At 42.9% G+C, this 19,353-nt stretch carries 15 protein-coding genes and 1 tRNA gene; 8 read left to right on the plus strand and 8 right to left on the minus strand.

The window, feature by feature from the left end; translation table 11 throughout:
• Window positions 1–165, plus strand: a complete 165-nt coding sequence (locus tag NSP_RS25965; RefSeq protein ID WP_158442624.1) for a hypothetical protein — start codon at window positions 1–3, stop codon at window positions 163–165.
• A 134-nt stretch (window positions 166–299) separates the two neighbouring features.
• Complete coding sequence (locus NSP_RS24730; RefSeq protein ID WP_144360525.1) at window positions 300–1,538, plus strand: hypothetical protein; 1,239 nt, start codon at window positions 300–302, stop codon at window positions 1,536–1,538.
• 181 nt (window positions 1,539–1,719) lie between these two features.
• On the opposite strand, the gene NSP_RS10120 is transcribed toward NSP_RS24730, so the two are convergent.
• Together NSP_RS10120 and NSP_RS10130 are read right to left on the minus strand one after the other, a co-directional pair.
• Window positions 1,720–2,031 carry a hypothetical protein gene (locus NSP_RS10120; protein ID WP_017804034.1) on the minus strand — a complete coding sequence of 104 codons (312 nt, stop codon included), beginning with the start codon at window positions 2,029–2,031 and terminating at the stop codon, window positions 1,720–1,722.
• Between the two features lie 208 nt (window positions 2,032–2,239).
• On the minus strand, window positions 2,240–2,710 hold the full coding sequence (locus tag NSP_RS10130; RefSeq protein ID WP_017804035.1) for a rhodanese-like domain-containing protein: 471 nt from the start codon (window positions 2,708–2,710) through the stop codon (window positions 2,240–2,242).
• A 126-nt stretch (window positions 2,711–2,836) separates the two neighbouring features.
• Here NSP_RS10130 and NSP_RS10135 point away from each other — a divergent pair, with 126 nt between their 5' ends.
• On the plus strand, window positions 2,837–3,277 hold the full coding sequence (locus NSP_RS10135; protein WP_044482815.1) for a hypothetical protein: 441 nt from the start codon (window positions 2,837–2,839) through the stop codon (window positions 3,275–3,277).
• 30 nt (window positions 3,278–3,307) lie between these two features.
• On the opposite strand, the gene NSP_RS10140 is transcribed toward NSP_RS10135, so the two are convergent.
• Together NSP_RS10140 and NSP_RS10145 are read right to left on the minus strand one after the other, a co-directional pair.
• On the minus strand, window positions 3,308–4,819 hold the full coding sequence (locus NSP_RS10140; RefSeq protein ID WP_017804037.1) for a hydroxysqualene dehydroxylase: 1,512 nt from the start codon (window positions 4,817–4,819) through the stop codon (window positions 3,308–3,310).
• A gap of 78 nt (window positions 4,820–4,897) precedes the next feature.
• On the minus strand, window positions 4,898–6,754 hold the full coding sequence (locus NSP_RS10145) for a GAF domain-containing sensor histidine kinase (RefSeq protein WP_017804038.1): 1,857 nt from the start codon (window positions 6,752–6,754) through the stop codon (window positions 4,898–4,900).
• A gap of 74 nt (window positions 6,755–6,828) precedes the next feature.
• Between NSP_RS10145 and cobN the strand changes: the two genes are divergently transcribed.
• Together cobN and NSP_RS10155 are read left to right on the plus strand one after the other, a co-directional pair.
• Complete coding sequence (gene cobN / locus NSP_RS10150; RefSeq protein ID WP_006197699.1) at window positions 6,829–10,899, plus strand: cobaltochelatase subunit CobN; 4,071 nt, start codon at window positions 6,829–6,831, stop codon at window positions 10,897–10,899.
• 18 nt (window positions 10,900–10,917) lie between these two features.
• Window positions 10,918–12,141 (plus strand): peptidoglycan-binding domain-containing protein, encoded by a 1,224-nt coding sequence (locus NSP_RS10155; protein ID WP_006197698.1) that lies wholly within the window; start codon window positions 10,918–10,920, stop codon window positions 12,139–12,141.
• A gap of 34 nt (window positions 12,142–12,175) precedes the next feature.
• On the opposite strand, the gene NSP_RS10160 is transcribed toward NSP_RS10155, so the two are convergent.
• A complete protein-coding gene (locus tag NSP_RS10160; RefSeq protein ID WP_006197697.1) occupies window positions 12,176–12,631 on the minus strand; it encodes a ferric uptake regulation protein in 456 nt (151 codons plus the stop codon).
• A 280-nt stretch (window positions 12,632–12,911) separates the two neighbouring features.
• Here NSP_RS10160 and NSP_RS10165 point away from each other — a divergent pair, with 280 nt between their 5' ends.
• The gene (locus tag NSP_RS10165) at window positions 12,912–14,144 is read left to right on the plus strand and encodes an RNA-guided endonuclease InsQ/TnpB family protein (protein WP_006197696.1); all 1,233 of its coding nucleotides are present in this window, start codon (window positions 12,912–12,914) and stop codon (window positions 14,142–14,144) included.
• Between the two features lie 185 nt (window positions 14,145–14,329).
• On the opposite strand, the gene sigC is transcribed toward NSP_RS10165, so the two are convergent.
• The 3 genes from sigC to lipA form a co-directional block, all read right to left on the minus strand.
• Window positions 14,330–15,580, minus strand: a complete 1,251-nt coding sequence (gene sigC / locus NSP_RS10170) for an RNA polymerase sigma factor SigC (protein ID WP_017804039.1) — start codon at window positions 15,578–15,580, stop codon at window positions 14,330–14,332.
• Window positions 15,581–16,038: 458 nt separating this feature from the next.
• Window positions 16,039–16,962, minus strand: a complete 924-nt coding sequence (locus NSP_RS10175) for an NAD(P)H-dependent glycerol-3-phosphate dehydrogenase (protein WP_173403277.1) — start codon at window positions 16,960–16,962, stop codon at window positions 16,039–16,041.
• A 25-nt stretch (window positions 16,963–16,987) separates the two neighbouring features.
• Entirely contained in the window at window positions 16,988–17,890 is a 903-nt protein-coding gene (gene lipA / locus NSP_RS10180) for a lipoyl synthase (protein WP_006197693.1), read from the minus strand.
• Between the two features lie 115 nt (window positions 17,891–18,005).
• Between lipA and NSP_RS10185 the strand changes: the two genes are divergently transcribed.
• Window positions 18,006–18,079 (plus strand) — tRNA-Pro (locus tag NSP_RS10185).
• A gap of 348 nt (window positions 18,080–18,427) precedes the next feature.
• Window positions 18,428–18,559, plus strand: a complete 132-nt coding sequence (locus tag NSP_RS27200) for a hypothetical protein (RefSeq protein ID WP_269454124.1) — start codon at window positions 18,428–18,430, stop codon at window positions 18,557–18,559.
• Window positions 18,560–19,353 lie beyond the last annotated feature (794 nt).

Genomic DNA, 19,353 nt, shown 5'->3' on the forward strand with positions numbered 1-19,353 from the left:
GTGTCGGACGCACTCGTATTTAGAGCCATCGCGTGTTCACAGGCGTTATCAATTAATTTTTTAGCGATCGCCAGTTACTTAGTCTGGGTAAAAGATGCCAAAAATGTGCGGTGCAAATATGCAGCTTTTGCCACTTCCTTACGAGAAATATGGGGGGAATCATGAAAAGTTCTACAGATGTTGTCCAATTTGAATTGGGTACAAAGGTACTAATCAGGAATCACAAAGCCAAGTATCACTCGGATTATGACTGGGGAATCATTCAGCAATCCCCCAGTCAGGGGAAAATCGATGTCAAGATGGGCGATCGCTTTCATATTGCAGTAGACATCGCCGATATTTTCTTAGGGGAAACTCCAGAATTTAAAATCAATGGTGTCTATCTGCACTCAAGTGGAAAACAGGCGACAATAGTTAAGCTATTCAAGTCAGTTCCCAAGGCTGAGGTTTTTTTTAAAGGCTGTTTCGAGAAACAAAAAGTAAATTTATCAGATTTAAGTTTTATCCAGCAGCCAAATCCAGCAGAACAGCCTCAGCTTTTTAATTTAGATGATTTCACTCAGCCTAAAATTAAAATTATTGGTGATTCGGCTTGGGACGATGGTTCCGCATTCCCTGATATTTCCCTTACGAATAGCGAAAATGTTTCTAAAAAGAGCGATGGGCGTTCGCGTAGCGTGTCCGCAGGACTCAGCCCCGCCTTTGGCGATAGCGAACGCGCTGCGTGTGCTTTGCACTCAGCGCTGCTGCAAGCAGATCGCATTAACTCAAAAACTGACTCAGATATTTTCTTAAGGGAAAGTCCTGGACTTTCCCTTAAGAATGAGAATAGTGATTGTCGGGAGGGGGATGCTCTCACCATTAACTCGGAAATTTCCCTCAAGAATGAGAACAGTGATTGTCCCGAAGGGGATCGCGCTAAAGATATAAAAATTTCCCTTAAGAATGAGAATAGTGATTGTCAGGAGGGGGATGATCTCACCATTAACTCGGAAATTTCCCTTAAGAATGAGAATAGTGATTTTCAAGAAGGGGATCGCAAGTTAATTGATCTAGGGTTAAGAACAGATGCGAATTCAGGTAACACTCCCAGCAAATTCGTAAGGGAAAATACAATAGAAGCGATGCCTTCGGCGTATCGCCAAAACGAAAGTTCCGCGTTAGCGGAGCGTCTTGAAGAGAGCGTAGCTATCGCATCCTCTATTCCCACCAAATTCGTAAGGGAAAACGCAACATCACCTAAGAAAATTGCTAATGGCAGTCTTGCCCCATTTTTGGAGAACAAAAAGCTTAAAAGTGGGCAGATAGTCACTTACCCCAGGGTAGAAGGTGCAAGAGATAAATTAAACTATTCCCATTGGCGATGGGGCTATTACCACGAAGTGAAGATTGATGGTGAATGGAGGAATAGGTCAATACCAGTGCCTGCTAAGATTGCGCCATTGGTAAGGCAAATGATTGATCGGAATTATCCAGTTGAACAGATAAAAGAGTTTATTCTCCAATGTAAGAATAAGAAACAAGAGAATGTATTATGAATAAGTAAATTATCCCCTATTAGGGAACATGGATACAAACACAGTGGAGCGCTGAACAAGGTTAACTCCATACTTGCAAAAATTCTTGCAACTACACCCTGATGAGCAGGATTGGCTAATTCTGATTATGGGAAGGGCTGAAAGACGTGCGATAGCGATCGCTTACAGCCAAAATTTTTAATCAAGAAGAACTTGGCTCATCTCTACCAATACCTAATTCTCTGAGTAGGCCTTTAACATCTTCCCACTTTTGACCGCAGTAGTAATATTTTTTATCCCGAATATCAGCTAGGTACAAGCCAGCCTTCCCGCCATTTACACGAAATAATTCAACCAAAACTTTGATTTTGGTCAATCCGTTCCTTTCAAGTGTCGATTCTAAATCGGTAGAAATGCCATGAGGATTATGAAATATATTACCGCCGTGGAAAAACCATTGTGTTCCCTCGCGTTCATAAATTTGAATGTGTATAGGTGCGTGAATCTTAACCATAGCTACAATCTTATGTCTGTCGTCCAAGTGATTTGAACAGAAACAGAAAAAGACATAGTGCTTTCTGGATAGGCTTATACGGATACAATTGGATAATTTCGCTGAATGGGTGTCAGGATTTGGTCTTGGAAATGATGGCTGCCGTTCGCAATAAGCAGGCATTTTATCAGCAGGGGGTGATGGCTATGATGCTTATACAGCAGCCTCTTTAACTTCTTTGTCGCCCCCTCAACTTTCCATCTTTCAACAGTTTTCCCCACATCGCATTATATGGATGAATACACTGTGTAACTTCCTCATTTTTAAACATAAGTCGTCCTTCATTTGCCCACTGAAAAAGACCACCACTCAAGTTAAACACACGGGTAAATCCTGCTTGCTGAAGCTGTTGGGAAATTGTGGCGCTACGATAGCCAATTGAACAGTACACAACTATAGGCGTTTCTTTTGCTACTTGCGATAATATTTGCAAGTCAGGCGCAATCGGATCAATATGTACTGCGGCTTTAAGATGACTTACTTCATATTCTGCTTGACTGCGTGCATCAATTACCAAAGGCTGTATTTTTGTAGAATTTAATAACCACTGAGCGAATTCTTTGGTGCTAATTTGGTGAATGTGGGGAAACTTTAGCCTGATTAGGAATTTGCATAAATTCAGAGCAAACGATGATGGCATAAAATTATTGAGGCGATTGTGGTAAAACAAGCAGTTATATTAAAGGAGGTTAAGATGAGTCGTCTTATTTATGAAAAATCAGTTTCATATAAAGTAAAACAAGCAGTTATATTAAAGGAGGTTAAGATGAGTCGTCTTATTTATGAAAAATCAGTTTCATATAAAGGATACCTCATCATTCCATTTGTTTTTGGCAAAGCGGATAACTACGAAATTTATTCGTATAAACTCTTGTCAGAAATTGGACGTGGAAGCAAATTTCATAAAGCCGAGAATCCAGCCGGAATCTATGGCAGTAGCATCAATAATATCGTTGAGATTGCCAAAGAACATATTGACCAAAATTCAGAGTTTGTCCATCAGGAAGATAGTTTTAAATCTCGCTATGTATACGGCAATAACTTGATTATCGTCTTTCAAGAGGGGGATAAATATTTCTACGACCATTATCCCCCAGAACTGTTGAATAATATTGCCGCCCCCAAATTATTCAAATCTGAATATGAGTGCTTGAATTGGATTCAGCAAGGACTCAGTGGGCAATATATGCGGCAAAGAGCAAGTTGACTTTTTTTGAGTTGTTTGTCGTAGAGGCGGCTAAGGCAACCAAAAATCAGGTAAGACAGATTTACCCAAGTCGCTCAGACTTTGATTGAGCGATCGCCCCATTTGAATGTGCGCTTCGTCCTCTTCTACAGGTATAATCTCAGAAGGCTGACCCACACCTAAATAGGATACTGCTAAATTTGCCGCTTCTAAACCTGTAACATAAGCCTTCTCCTGAGACCAAGAACCGTGACGATTCACAATCCAATCACCACTCATAAAGACATTCTCAAAACTGGTCTTAGCTGGTAACATATGGCGATAGCTACCAGGCGCAAAGTGAGTCACTGCATTGGGTAAGCGAATCACGCTGCTATCTATTACTTTCGCACCGCCAAAGGCTGGGACACAAGTTGTTAAATAATTCTTGACTTTTGTGATGATATCTGCATCACTCATATTCAGAAATTGATTGGCGTGATAGAAATCAGCTTCAATCACTGTTCCCGGCTCATTTTTATATTCATCATGCAGGGCATTTAAATCAAAAAATGTCCATCCTGTGGTCGCATCAAAGCCAAAGCAAGCATTAGAAGGACGAGGAATATCAATTTTGCGGTCAAACCATAAACGGGTGGCTAAAACGTCAATTGCGCCTAAATTACTTAAATTTCGGAATTCTTCCCGGCTTTGTAAACTGGGGCTATTAGCGACAATTTTCTTCATCCCAGTGACACCAACGGCAAAAATTACCGCATCCGCATCAAAGACTTCATCACCGCAAACCACACCCTTGGCGCGATTTTGACTATCAACAATTAAATCAGTCACTCGGCGTTGGGGTAACACTTTCGCACCAGCTTGTGCAATTTTTTCCACCCAAGGACGAAATATTTTTTCCCCCACTGTTCCACGACACCAAACCACATCAAAATCAGCTTGATGAGCCAGAATAAAAAAGTAAAGCATTCCTAATGTCGCTGCGGCTGAACATTGTTCGCCTGGAGCAAATAAGCCCACTAACAGCATAGGTTCAAAGGCTTCTTTGTAAAGTCGGGCAGAAACGCCAAAATCTTTGAATAATTCACGGGCTGTGACAAAATCATAACGCCGCCAAGCTTCATGGGAATTGTCAAAATCTATAACAGAATAAAGTAAAGGTAAGGCGCTGAGACGATCAATTAAGGGTAATCGCTGAAATTGTGTGTAGAGAAAAGTACCTAAAGGGGCGGGAAGTCGTGGTAAATCTTGAAAAATTGGTGATTCAACTTCCAACCCCGCAGGGGAATATTGGGCGGAACGAGTCCAGGTGGTAAAGGGATTAAGTTTTAATTCATTAATTAGGGAAAAAATATTTCTGTAAGGATACCAAAAGCCGTGAATTCCGGCTTCTACAGATTTTCCGGCTGTGGTTTTCCACCCTGCGACTAATCCACCAGGATATGAACCTGCTTCTAAAAGTGTGACATCATACCCTTGTTTTGCCAAATGGTAGGTTGCACCTAAACCAGCCCAACCAGCACCGACAACTACCACGCGTTTTGTTTGTAACCCGACTGTCATACAATTTTAGATTTTAGATTTTAGATTTTAGATTTTCAACCATTCCCCACTCCCCACTCCCCACTCCCCACTCCCCATTCAGTGTTGGGCTGGTATCCAGATGGTGAAAATGGAACCAATAGCTACTGTAGATTCTACTTCAATTCGACCCCGATGGAGTTCTACAAGTTGTTTAGTTAAGGCTAAACCGAGTCCTGTACCTTCGTAGCGACGGCGATAGGGTGTATCGAGTTGCTGAAATTTCTCAAACATCAGTGGTAATTGTGCTTCGGGAATGCCAATTCCGGTGTCTTCGATTTGAAAGATGGCGCTGTCATCTTCTACCCAGATCCGCAAGGTGACACTGCCACCTTCTGGGGTAAACTTAATGGCATTGGTTAACAGATTCCAAAGAATTTGTTCTACTCGCCCCGCATCGGCTGTAAAGCGATCGCGTTGGGGATCTATTTGTAAATCCAGTTTAAGATTGATTTGTTTGCTCTGAGCTTTTTTGAATAGTGAGTCTAGGCAACTTTTGGCTGTATCCGTTAAAGAAAATTCTGTAATATTTAATACTGTTTTCCCCGCCTCAATTTGTGATAAATCGAGGATGTCATTAATCAGTTCTAATAAATGTTCTCCACTATCGTGGATTGTTTGCAGGTAATCTCGTTGGCGTTGACTCAATTCTCCCAAAGGCCAACGTAACAAGGTGGAAGACATCCCGATGACGTAAGTTAAAGGCGTAAGTAATTCATGGCTGATGGTAGCGAGAAATTCATTTCTGAGGCGGCTTGCAGCTTCAGCAGCCAGTAAAGCCTCACGCAAAGCCATTGTGCGCTCAATTACGCGTTGTTCCAGAGTTTGTTTTTCTTGTATCAGGGTGCGGGTAGCTTCTTGCAGAGATTGCATTAAGTCAGCTTGATGAATTGCGATCGCTAATTGTTCAGCTATGGAAGTTAGTAAATTTTTCTCATTCTTCGTCCATGCTCGTGGAGTATAACATTGATGAGCGATCAACAGCCCCCACAGCTTTTGTTCAAACATAATTGGTGCTACCAATTTCGCCCGAACTTGGCTTTCTCTTAAAAAACTCAACAAACACGCTTCCAGATTATAAGTTTTTTCGACATCATCGACAACTAAAGTAAATCCTTGCCGATACTTTTCCCAACAGGGAGAATTGGGATTAAAGCAAACTTCTTCCTGAGAATACAATACCGATGGAATGGCATTTGTCGCACGGGCTTCGTGGACGACACCACCCCCAGGGAGTGGGTTTTCACCGTTTACCGTATTGACTCCCGAAGGAGCAAATTTATATACTACTAACCTGTCTAATTCCAAAAACTCCCGTACCAGAGCAATTGTTGTCCCCATAATTACTGGCAAGTCTAAGCTTTTGCGAATCTGGGTAGTTACCTGATTTAACAGTTGCTCTTGCACAATCTGTTTTTTCAAGGCATCTTCCACAGGCTGACAGGAGTAAACTAAAGGTTCTGTAACATCCTCAGTGGGCTGTGGTAAGAGATACTCTAATAACAACAGCGTAAATTTAGTTTGGATCTGGGCATCATTCGGTCTGAGAGCTTGACGATAGCGTTCCAAATTTTGATGAGTGTAGGAATCACCCTTAAACAAGTCTCTCACCTGTGAGACAAATAAAGCGATCGCCTGGGAATTAAATGTCAAACTAGCATGGAATCCTGTATTATTTCCTTCCTCCCCCTGCTCCTGCGTCCCTAGTAAAAGTGCGCTAAACTGCTCAGAAATCACCAGCGTAAACCTTTGAGTTTGCCACTCAAGTGATGTATCAATCCTTGCCAACACAGCTTCTGTAAGTACCAGTGCAGTAGTTCCTACTACTTGAGCCATCTGCTGTAACAATTCCCGAAGCTGATTAAATACAACTAAAGGCAAGTTTCGAGAAAAACTCAAATCAGGAGAACTAAGCATTTTTAATGGTCTGGTAATAAGTTGCTCAATGCTAATGTTTTCTAACCAACAGTTTAAGACAGTAATACAGAATTATGCATCGTATCAGTGCTACACCGGGTGGATGGAATCAATCAGAAGGGTTAGTTTTTTTAGAACAATCTCCAGCTCCTTTTGTCTTTATTACTGCTGCTGACACTGACATTCAAACTTTAGCAGCAGCCGTCCCTAAATTACCTGAAACATTCCCAGATATCAGAGTTGCTAGTTTATTGCAACTCCAACAACAAATAAGTATAGATTCCTATGGCGAGGAAGTTTTAGAATCTGCCCAAGTAATTATTTTACGCCTGTTAGGAGGACGTTCCTATTGGGCTTATGGTTTAGAAGTAGTGCAAGAAATTGTACAACGTCAGGGTACAACTCTGATAGTAATGCCTGGAGACGATGGTCTTGATCCTGAATTAATTTCCCAATCTACTTTACCTTTGAGTGCTGTTAATCAAGTTTTACAGTATTTCCGGGAAGGCGGAGTGGAAAACATTGTTAACGCTTTACAATTTATCTGTGATATTTCCCTGGATACTTCCTTTCAACCCCTACCACCGCAAGGGGTTCCCCGTGTCGGCTTGTATAAGAGGCAGGGGGGCAGGGTGCAGGGTGCAGGGGAGAAGAATTTGAGCTTGTGCGACAATGTTTCTGGCTCATCCTCTCCAACGCCTAAAGTGGGGATTCTTTTTTACCGCGCTCATTATTTATCTGGGAATACGAAGGTAATTGATGCTTTGTGTGCAGCTTTAGCAAAGCGTAATTTACAACCTGTACCCGTGTTTGTTTCGTCATTGCGTGATCCTGATGTTCAAGCAGAGTTGAGTGAGTTTTTCCAGCCGAAAGACTTTGATCAAATTGGGGTGTTGCTAAATACTACAAGTTTTTCTCTGGCGCGTTTGGAAACAGAAGCGCCCCAGCTCGACTTGTGGCAAAAGTTAGATGTGCCGGTGTTCCAAGTTATCCTCAGTGGCGGTGGTGTGGAACAGTGGGAATCACAATTACAAGGGCTTTCTCCTCGTGATATGGCGATGAATGTGGCGTTACCAGAGGTAGATGGACGGATTATTACTCGCGCTGTGTCTTTTAAAACGGTACTCTCGCGAAATCCTGACTTAGAAACAGATGTGATGGTTTATGAACCGGTGAGCGATCGCATTGAGTTTGTGGCACAACTAGCAGCCAATTGGGTAAATCTCCGCTCTAAGCCACCCCAGGAGCGCCGCATTGCCCTGATTTTGGCAAATTACCCCAATCGCAATGGCAGGTTAGCCAATGGCGTAGGATTGGACACGCCAGCCAGTTGTGTGGAAATAATTAAAGCTTTACAGGGGGCTGGGTATGTGGTAGAGGATTCACCCACTAACGGAGATGAATTAATTCAACGTCTCACCACTGGGGTAACTAATGATCCTGAAGGTAGAGAATTGCGTCCTGTGCTGCAAAGCGTTTCTGGTGCAGATTATCAAGCGTACTTTGCCACTTTACCGATAACTGTACAGCAAGAAATCACCCAAAGATGGGGAGCTGCAACCGAAAACTCCTCACCCTCTTCCTCTCCCCTGCCCCCTGCCCCCTGCCCCCCTGCCTCTTCTCCCCTGCCCCCTGCCCCCTGCCCCCCTGCCTCTTCTCCCCTGCCCCCTGCCCCCTGCCCCCCTGCCTCTTCTCCCCTGCCCCCTGCCCCCTGCCCCCCTGCCTCTTCTCCCCTGCCCCCTGCCCCCTGCCCCCCTGCCTCTTCCTTCCCTGTTTCTGGTATGCAACTGGGTAACATATTTGTGGGGATTCAGCCGTCACGGGGTTATGATATTGACCCTAGTTTGAATTATCATGCACCGGATTTAGTGCCGACTCATGATTATTTGGCTTTTTATTATTGGGTGCGAGAATGTTTTAATGCTGATGCGGTGGTTCATGTGGGGAAACATGGCAATCTAGAATGGCTACCTGGTAAAAGTGTGGCTTTGTCTAGTAGTTGTTATCCGGAGGTGGCTTTTGGCGCACTTCCCCACCTTTATCCGTTTATTGTGAATGACCCTGGTGAGGGTTCACAAGCCAAGCGACGCGCCCAAGCGGTGATTTTAGATCATCTGACCCCTCCGATGACGCGGGCTGAACTTTATGGGGCTTTGCAGCAGTTAGAAAATTTGGTTGATGAGTATTATGAGGCGGAAAGTTTAGATCCTAGCCGTTTACCAGCGATTCGCGATCGCATCCGGGAATTAGTCATCCAAGAAAATCTTCACAAAGATTTAGGGATTGCCAATGAAACTGATATTTTAAAGTTTGAATCGGTAATTTTAAATTTCATCGGTGGCTATCTTTGTGAATTGAAAGAAGCGCAAATACGGGATGGGTTACACATTTTTGGTCAATGTCCCCAAGGGCGACAACTACGAGATTTAATTGTGGCGATCGCACGCATCCCCAACCGCTATTCTGAAGGTATTACCCGCACTATAGCCGCAGATTGGGGTTTAGACTTCGACCCCCTGACAACAGATTTCAACACGCAATTATCAGCAGATGATCAGCAGGTTTTAGCAACCAAAACTCAAGACTCCTGTCGCACAGTCGGCGATGCTGTAGAAATTTTAGAAGCACACGCAGCCCAATTAGTAGAACACCTCCTAACTCCCCACACCCCAGAAGAAGCAGGGGCGCACGGGAGCAGGGAGCAAGGGGGAGTGAGAAATTACTCTAAAACTTCCGGTTACTTAACAACCGTTCCTCTTCTCCCCACTCTCAATTGGATTAGCAACAAACTCCTCCCCGCTTTACAACAAACCCACGAGGAAATTACCAACTTACTCCACGGACTTGACGGTAAATACATCCCCAGCGCTCCTTCTGGCGCACCGACACGGGGTCGTCCCGAAGTCTTACCCACTGGGAGAAACTTTTATTCAGTTGATATTCGGGCTATTCCTACAGAAACGGCTTGGGATGTGGGGAGAAAAGCGGCGGAAAATCTCATTGAATGTTACACCCAAGAAAACGGTGAGTATCCTAAAACTTTGGGTTTATCGTTGTGGGGAACTGCAACTATGCGAACTGGTGGTGATGACATCGCCGAGGCTTTGGCGTTACTGGGTGTGCGTCCTGTGTGGGATGGTGCAGCCCGGCGTGTAGTAGACTTTGAAATCTTACCCCTGAGTATTTTGGCTCGTCCTCGTGTCGATGTCACCTTGCGAATTTCGGGATTTTTTCGGGACGCTTTTCCCAATTTAATTGATTTATTTGAGCAAGCTGTAGCAGCAGTAGCCGCACTGGATGAATCTTCAGAGTATAATCCCCTGGCGGCGCAAGTTAGCCAAGATACTGATTTTTGGATACAACAAGGTTTGACTCCAGAAATAGCCAAAGTGCGATCGCAATACCGGATTTTTGGTTCTCAACCGGGTGCTTATGGTGCGGGACTTCAAGGACTTATGGCTTCGCAAAATTGGACAGATGATCAGGATTTAGCTCGTGCTTATATTAACTGGAGTTGCTACGCTTACACCAGTGCTAGTTCACCCGACGCAAAAGGGGAATTAGTGGGAATCTCTGCACCAGAAGCCTTTGAGCAACGTTTAGCACAAATGCAAGTTGTGCTACACAACCAAGATAACCGAGAACACGACATCCTCGATTCTGATGATTATTATCAGTTTCAGGGTGGTTTAACAGCAGCTGTGCGTTCTCTTCAAGGAAAAAACCCTCAAACCTATTTCGGTGATAATTCTAATCCGGATCAACCACGAGTTCGCGAACTCAAAGCCGAAATTGCACGGGTGTATCGTTCTCGTGTAGTGAACCCCAAGTGGATTGAAGGGATGATGCGCCACGGTTACAAAGGTGCATTTGAAATGGCTGCAACTGTAGATTATTTATTCGCCTACGATGCTACAGCCCAATGTGTAGAAGACCATATGTATGAGGGTATAACACAGGCATATTTACAAGATCCGGTAGTCTGTGAATTTATCCAAGATAAAAATCCTTGGGCAATGCGTGATATTGCTGAAAAATTATTAGAAGCACACCAGCGTAATTTATGGCAGGATGTAAATATCCAGACATTGGAAAATTTGCGAAATCTCGTACATCAAGCTGAAGCCACTATTGAAGAAAAATAATTGGTGTAGGAAAAAGATATGGACAACCTCGCGTATTTTTATTTAGCTGATGCCTATGAAAACAGCGCATCGAGTGAATTAGTATCCCTGAGTGCTTTATTAAATCAAGCAGTTGCACCAGACTGGAAACGCCTTTCTAGTAGAGCTTGGAAACATATGTTACCCCTAGCTCTGGCCTTATCTATTCTCAGTTCTGTCAGCAGCGTTTTGGCACTAGAACGAGGAGATCAAGGCCCTTCGGTCAAGAATCTCCAAGAACAATTACAACAAGCCGGCTTTTATCAAGCTCCCATCACAGAAGTCTATGACTTCTCTACAGAAGATGCTGTGCGGCGTTTTCAACAAGCTCATGGTTTAGCCGTTGATGGCATTGTGGGAGTAAGCACACGGCAAAAATTAGAAACCTCGCCGACACCACAAATCAAACAGAGTGCTACCAGCACATCAATTTCCTCAATCAGTCCTAGCAATTTACAAGTGCCAAAACTCAGTACTGCTAGTACACCATTTGCTACAATTAGTCATAGCAATATCGCACCTCCAACACCCATAACTGGGAGCGTGTCAACTACAATCATCAGTGCTGTGGTGACTCAAAATACCACCCCTAATCCTAACTTGCTGCAAAAAGGTGATGAAAGCGAAGCAGTCAGGATTTTACAAGAACGGCTGCGAGTTGCAGGTTTCTTTTCTGGTCAAGCCACAGGGGTATTTGGCCCCGTTACTGAAGACGCTCTAAAGGCGTTCCAACAAGCTTATGAATTAGATGTTGATGGTATTGCGGGTCCTGCAACACTGAGAAAATTGCCGACTCTTGGTGTGGGTGGAGAACAAACTCCTCCTATACAAGCAGTTAGTACAGATAATCTCACTAGAGGTCATCAGGGTGAAGCAGTCAAGCTTCTGCAACAACATTTGATTCAAGCGGGGTATTTCAAGGGAACACCAAGTGGATACTTTGATTCCTCTACTGCGGCTGCTGTCAGTCAGTTTCAAGCAGCTAATTATTTAGCTGTCAGTGGTATCGCTGGCCCCACCACTAGAGCTAAACTATATAGCTTAGTTCAGACTGCGCCCCAGAGTGAATTTAGTATCTTGGAAATCCAAAGGCGACTACAAGAAAAGGGTTTCTATAAAGGTAATCTCAACGGTGTGATGGCGGCTGATACGAAAAACGCCATTAAGCAAGCTCAAGAACATTATGGCATCAGTCTGAGTGATATCAGAAGCGGACGTTTTTAGACCATCCGCTATCCACTTTGATATCATGTGCTGACTACAAAGGCATGAGCGCCCGTTGACATTTAGGACATACTGCGTGAATTGTCATTTGGCAGTCCAGCAGGTGAAATCCTTCTTTTTGAGCAGTTTTTGCGCCGATTTTTAAAATCGAGTCGTTTTTAAACTCGATAGTTGAGTTACATTTCACACAAATTAGATGGTGATGATGATGGGGGTAGGGCTGGTTGATTTCATAATGCTTATGTCCTTCTCCCAATTCTAATTCCCGCAAAATTCCCATCCGTGCCATCAATTTCAACGTCCGATAGATAGTTGAAAGACTGATGCCTTCCCCGTCACTTTCTAGTCGATGATAAAGATCCTCGGCACTCAGATGTTCACCTTGCGGAAGTTCTTGAAAAATGTGTAGAATTGTTTCACGCTGGGGTGTTAAACGCCAGCCTCGATCATTCAGTTCTGCTTTAAGTGAAGTAGATGTGTAAACAGTCATACTAATTTTTCTCAACAAAGCCTATTAGTTGAGAATATAACAAATTTTGCTGGAGATTTGCAACAATCATATCTTATAAGGAAAATGCTGAAAACCCCTGAGAAACAGTAACGCAGTTGCGTTTTTCGTACTTCTCCCAAAGGGAGACGCTGCGCGAACAAAAAGGGGATGAAAGCTAGTTGAGTCCTAAAGGACTCCGTAAAGTTTTGTTTTACCTTGGTTGGTTGTTTGTTTATGCCAAGCATAATAGCATAACTATGTAGTTGGTTAGGTCGAACCAGTGATAATTTACGAGTTCAAAGTCAAAGGAAAAGACAAGCAGTATAGGGCGATAGACGATGCTATTCGTACTAGTCAGTTTATCCAAAACAAGTGTTTACGTCATTGGATGGACAACAAAGATAAAAAAGTTGATAAGTACGCATTAAATAAATACTGTGCTGTCCTTGCTGCTGAATTTCCCTTTGCTAATGAACTTAATTCAATGGCTAGACAATCTGCTGCTGAACGCGCATGGTCTGCGATATCACGGTTTTACGATAACTGTAAAAAGAAAATCAAGGGAAAAAAGGGATTCCCAAAGTTTAAAAAACATTGTCGCTCAGTTGAATATAAGACTACTGGATTCAAGCTTTCCACTAATCGGAAAGCGATTACTTTCTCTGACAAGAAAGGTATAGGAACTTTGAAGCTAAAAGGAACCTACGACCTTAATTACTACAACATCAAGCAAATTAAGCGTGTCCGATTAGTGAGTCGTGCTGATGGATATTACGCTCAGTTTGCGATTGATGTTCAAGTTAAAGTTGAGACACAACCGACAGGGCAAGTAGTTGGTATTGACTTGGGCTTGAAGTATTTCATTGCTGACAATAAAGGCAATGTGGAACCTTCACCCCAGTTTTACCGAAAGTCAAAAAAACAGTTAAACCGTGCCAATCGTAAAAAGTCCAAGAAGTTCAGTACGGCAATAAAAAAAGCCAAGGTTCGACAATCTAATAATTACCACCAAGCTAGAAATAGGTATGCCCGTAAGCATTTGAAAGTAAGTAGGCAACGAAAAGAGTATTGCAAGAAGTTAGCATACTCCGTCATCCAATCTAACGATTTGGTAGCCTATGAAGATTTAAATGTGAAAGGGCTGGTACGTAACCGACATTTAGCTAAATCAATTAGTGATGCTGGCTGGTACACTTTCCGATTGTGGTTGGAGTATTTTGGGCATAAATATGGGAAAGTGACTGTTGCTGTTCCTCCCCATAATACAAGCCAAAATTGTGCTAATTGTGGCGAGAAAGTGAAAAAATCTCTGTCTACAAGAACTCATGTATGTCCGCATTGTGGCTACGTGGCGGATAGAGATTTGAATGCTAGCATCAATATTCTAAAACTAGGGCTGAGTACGGTAGGGCATACCGGAATTTACGCTACAGGAGATTTGCCCTCTTGGGCGGTTGGCGCAAGCCTGCTGTCTAATGGCGAGTCTGTGAATGTAGAATCCCCTCGGCTTTAGCCAGGGGAGTGTCAATAAATGATCAAGAATAATGTATCAAATCTTGACCATAAATTAGGTGAGCGCATTTCCAGGTAGAACCTAAAAATGGGATTTTTACGGTGTATTGACTGAAATTGACACCAAGGACTCAGCCGGTGGGTGTCAATAAAGTGAACTGTCAGGGTAGTCCTGTGCTGACCTATTTAACTTAAAGATTCCAAATAATCGCGGATCAGGTTGCGTCGTTTGGGTTGGCGGAGTTTTTGCAAGGCTTTGGATTCGATTTGACGGACTCTTTCTCTAGACAAATCAAGAGCGCGACCAATTTCGGCTAATGAGTAAGGATGACCATCGGACAAACCAAAGCGCATGAGAATTACATCACGCTCGCGGCTGGTTAAATCTGCTAACAAACTATGCAAGTCTTTTTGTAAAGATTCTCGCATTAACATTTCTTCTGGGGTTACACAGTCGGTTTCCAGTAATTCCCCTAATTCCGTATCTTTATCTTTACCGACTTTGGTTTCCAGGGACACAGAACGCGGTACTTTGAGCAAGACTTCCCGGACTTGGGTTGGTGTCATTTCTAGTTCAATGGCTAGGTCTTCTAAGGTGGGAGTGCGACCTTTTTCTTGAGCAATTTTGCGTTGAGCTTTTTTAATTTTGTTCAGCTTTTCGGTAATATGAACAGGTAAGCGAATTGTCCGACTTGAAGTCGCGATCGCTCTGGTAATTCCCTGACGAATCCACCAATAAGCGTAAGTACTAAAGCGATATCCCTTGGTGGGATCAAATTTTTCTACGGCTCGTTCTAAACCTAAAGTTCCTTCTTGAACTAAATCTAATAATTCCAAACCGCGATTTTGATACTTTTTAGCAACAGACACGACTAAGCGCAGATTCGCCTTAATCATGTGTTCTTTTGCTTGCAGTCCTTGGGATTGCACTTGTTCGAGTTCTTCTACTGTTAATTGGGCAATTTCCGCCCAGCGACGCTTGCCATTTGCTAAAGTGGGTTTCAGATCCACCAATTCTATACCAGCAGTGTTAGCCCACCTTTCCAAAGACGGGCGATGTCCCAGTTCCGATGTCAGACGCTCCTGAACTTGAACTAAGTTGAGAAATGGTGCAACGATTTCATCCCCTTCCTTTGCCGCGTCGGCTAGCACGGTCCGCATCCGCAAGTACCGTTGGACTTTTTGTGCTTCGGAAACTTCTTCATCGCGCCCTAGAAGCCGAACTCGCCCAATTTCCTGAAGATATAGACGTACTAAGTCTGTACTCCGCCGGTTCGTATTCCCAGCAAAGTTAGCCGGGTCAACAGCAGCTACTTCCAATTCTTGGATTTCATCTGCCGACAACTCACCATCATCAATAATGAGTTCTTCTTCCATTGCCTGGCGGGACTTTTTGGTGTTGGAAGCGGCATCTGCGTAAAAAGATGTTGCTGGCATAGGTATCGTCTCAATGGCTCCAGGTAACAATAGATTACGGTCAGCTAATTCACTGTTGCTATTGTTCCCGTGATTCAAGATGAACTAACACGGTTGAGGTTTTCAGTAATTTTTCTTTAAGAAAACATACTGAGGTATTCTCACACTAATACCGCATATTACGGTTGAGTGTCTGAATTGAACCAATAGCTATTCAAAATCTAGGCTTTAGATGATCATAAACTACTTAGTTAGTATTTCAACATTTATAGATATTCACTGGTATAAACATCTAGCAGTAAAAATTATCTTGATCATCGGCATAGTCATATCTACATGGGGATAAAAGTAATATCCTGACGATTTATGATTTTTTTTCTAGGGATTATTGAGGAATCACTAGAAGTGACAGGTTGTCATAGATTAGCTAGTATACACTGAGAACGCGCGATTAAACGGCTGTCATTGATGTTTAATAGTTACTTGTACTCTGGCTTGATATCTCGTAGCATCAGTTCCTCAAGTGCTTGTCGGGTTGTGACTTCACCTTGAAGCAAGCGATACACTTGTTCAGTAATGGGGACAGCAATATTGTGGTGTTTGGCGCGTTGTACTAACACTTGGCAAGTGTTGACACCTTCAGCCGTTCCTGGTAGATTTGCCAGAATTTCTGGAAGTGTTTGACCAAGAGTCATCTGATAACCAACTTGATAATTGCGACTTAGAGGACTGTTACAAGTGGCTAACAAGTCTCCTAGACCGGATAAACCATAAAATGTTTCCGTCTTTGCACCCCAACTATTGCCAATACGAACCATTTCTGTGAGTCCACGGGTAACTAAAGCGGCTTTGGCGTTGGTTCCCAGATGTAAACCATCACATACACCAGCTGCGATCGCTATGATATTTTTTAATGTCCCCCCTAGCTCCACCCCTAGGGGATCAGGATTGGTATATACCCGAAAACGAGGCGAGGAAAATACCAGTTGCACAAATTCAGCCGCAGCCGTGTTATGGCTGGCTACTACCGTTGCGGCTGGTAATGATTGTTGAATTTCTTTCGATAAATTGGGTCCAGATAAAACCACTACTGGATGATGTGGAAATGCTGTTTGCCAAATTTGCGAAGGCGTACAGGTAGTTTTGGGATCTAAGCCTTTTGTGGCTGTGACAAAAATTGTTTGAGGAGAAAGGGGGAAAGATTGGATTTGAGAGACGACATCACTCACCCCTTTCATGGCGATCGCCGATAAAATAATTTCAGCACCTTGTATGACTGTTTCCAGATTTGCTGTTCCTCTACGCGACCACACGCGCACCTGATGGCCGTTTGCACTCGCCAAATCTGCTAAAGCTAGACCCCACGCACCTGCACCCAGAATCGCTATGGTAGTTTTTTGCACCGCTATCATTACCATTCCACACTACTTACAAATCAGACTTGATCAATTGCGTCTCTGCTTGACGGGGGTAACGTTGCATTAATTCCCTGACTTGCTCTGCATGATATGAGCTTCTTGTCAAGGGTGAAGAAACAACTTGTAAAAATCCGATTTCTTCGCCGAATACCTGCCAAGCTGCAAATTGTTCTGGGGTAATAAAATCATTAACCTGCAAGTGTTTTTGACTGGGTTGGAGGTACTGCCCAATGGTCAAAATATCACAATCTACAGAGCGTAAGTCTTGCATAGCTTGGCGAATTTCGGCATCAGTTTCACCTAGTCCGACCATGATCCCGGATTTAGTATATACCCAAGGGGCGATTTGGCGCGATCGCTTGAGTAATTCCAAAGTGCGCTGATAGTTTCCTTGGGGACGCACCCGACGATACAAGCGCTCAATTGTTTCTGTATTATGGTTAAGTACCTCTGGCGCAGCTTGTAAAATTATTTCTAAAGCATTCCAATTACCGCACAAATCAGGAATTAGCACCTCAATTGTCGTTTCAGGTGAGACACTCCGCACGGCTGTAATACACCGCACAAACTGAGAAGCACCACCATCAGGTAAATCATCTCGGTTTACCGAAGTAATCACCACATGATTAAGTTTCATCCGGCGCACAGCTTCAGCCAGTCGTGCTGGTTCTGTGGGGTCTAAAGGTTGGGGTTTTTTCTCAAAATCAATATCGCAGTAAGGACAAGCACGGGTACAAGCAGGCCCCATAATCAAAAATGTGGCTGTGCCGGCTTGAAAGCACTCACCAATATTCGGACAGGACGCTTCCTCGCAAACTGTGTTGAGTGCTAAATCCCGTAAAATTTCTTTGACGTTACCAACGCGCTCCCACTGAGGCGCTTTTACTCGCAACCAGTCTGGTTTAACAGTCACAATTTGCTCTTATGAAGTTATACAAATCTCATGGTAGCAAGCAAAGCTCTAAATAATCAGCACATTTTGAGAATTTATGATTGCTTATGATATAATCAGATGGTATTTACTGTGGCGGGATGTGGCGCAGCTTGGTAGCGCACTTCGTTCGGGACGAAGGGGCCGCTGGTTCGAATCCAGTCATCCCGATTTTTTGTTGTCGGTTTACCTGAAGCAATACTTCATTCAGCCTTAATTAGTGGCGTATTGTTCTCTTCCATCAACTGCTGTAATTGTTGACGGTAGGTTGGGTTGTTAGCGTCAGTGTTGCGGAGCAATGGAACGAAACCCAACACCAATAATCGCTGGTTTTGTTGGGTTTCGCATAGCTCAACCCAACCTACGCATATTTTCTGGTTTCAGAGTCATAAAAGAGCGTTTTGTTCTTGAAATTGTGGGATGATTCCGAGAAACTGCATGAAGTAGACGCAAAATTAGGGCGAAAATCCTCGAAACCAACAATTGAAACGCCTTATCGCTGGCTAAATTGGGCTGCTAATGAAAATTTTACAGGCTATCAAAATGTCTGCCAAGGTGTTATTGATGTTTCATCGCTTACCCATAACACGGAAGACTGCACTGAAGGTAGGAGTAATTCACAGTGACGCAAATCACAGCGAAGAAGATTAGTGCGGCTTTACAATATGTATTGTTAACTTTTGATAAACAGTAATTAAACTTAATCAAGATAGACAAATTTGTGACTGTCAGCGATGATCGCCTAACTGGAAATTATTCATCCAGAACATGACTGATCACTATGCATTTAGACTAATCATGATGGCTAAAATCCTTATTATTACGTTATTTTGTAAAAAAGATCGGTTAAAATATTTACAAATATTATGACTTGTATTAGAGTTATGTTATGTTTTGTAATTTTCTTCTAAGTTACTAACCAGCAAATAATTTGTTGTTTTAAGCTCAAAAGGCTTAAATTCAAGTCACAAAGCCGATTTAAGCAAAATTTGAATTTTTTTAACAACCGTTTCTTAAAAAACTTCAAATTTTGTTACAATCAATCCAGATTTCAAATCCTGAATTTTCAGAAACTACTCACGTAGTTATTTTGAATACTGGGAAGTAACTAGAGTGAACGAGAGAGGAATTATACTCACATTCTCCATAGAATGTAGTCAATCATCTTCTTTTTTAGCCATTTTATGGTGTCAGATTTCTGTGATAAAACAGCTATCTGACAGCTAATCATGGCTACAATCTCAAATATCAGTAGTTAAGAAACATAGGAGTTTTACCAAGTTCAACGGTGGGAAAGTTGCTAGAGTCAAACATAGTGGAGCTTCTTAAAGTTTAGGAAAGATTCCTAAAAATCCACTGTCATTCTCAGCCAAACAGAATGTAGCGAGTTTAGCAATATAAGGTTTAATAGTTATGCTCAGAAACAGCGAATTAAGAGTTAATCA

It is taken from the genome of Nodularia spumigena CCY9414, from assembly GCF_000340565.2.
Taxonomy (GTDB): domain Bacteria; phylum Cyanobacteriota; class Cyanobacteriia; order Cyanobacteriales; family Nostocaceae; genus Nodularia; species Nodularia spumigena.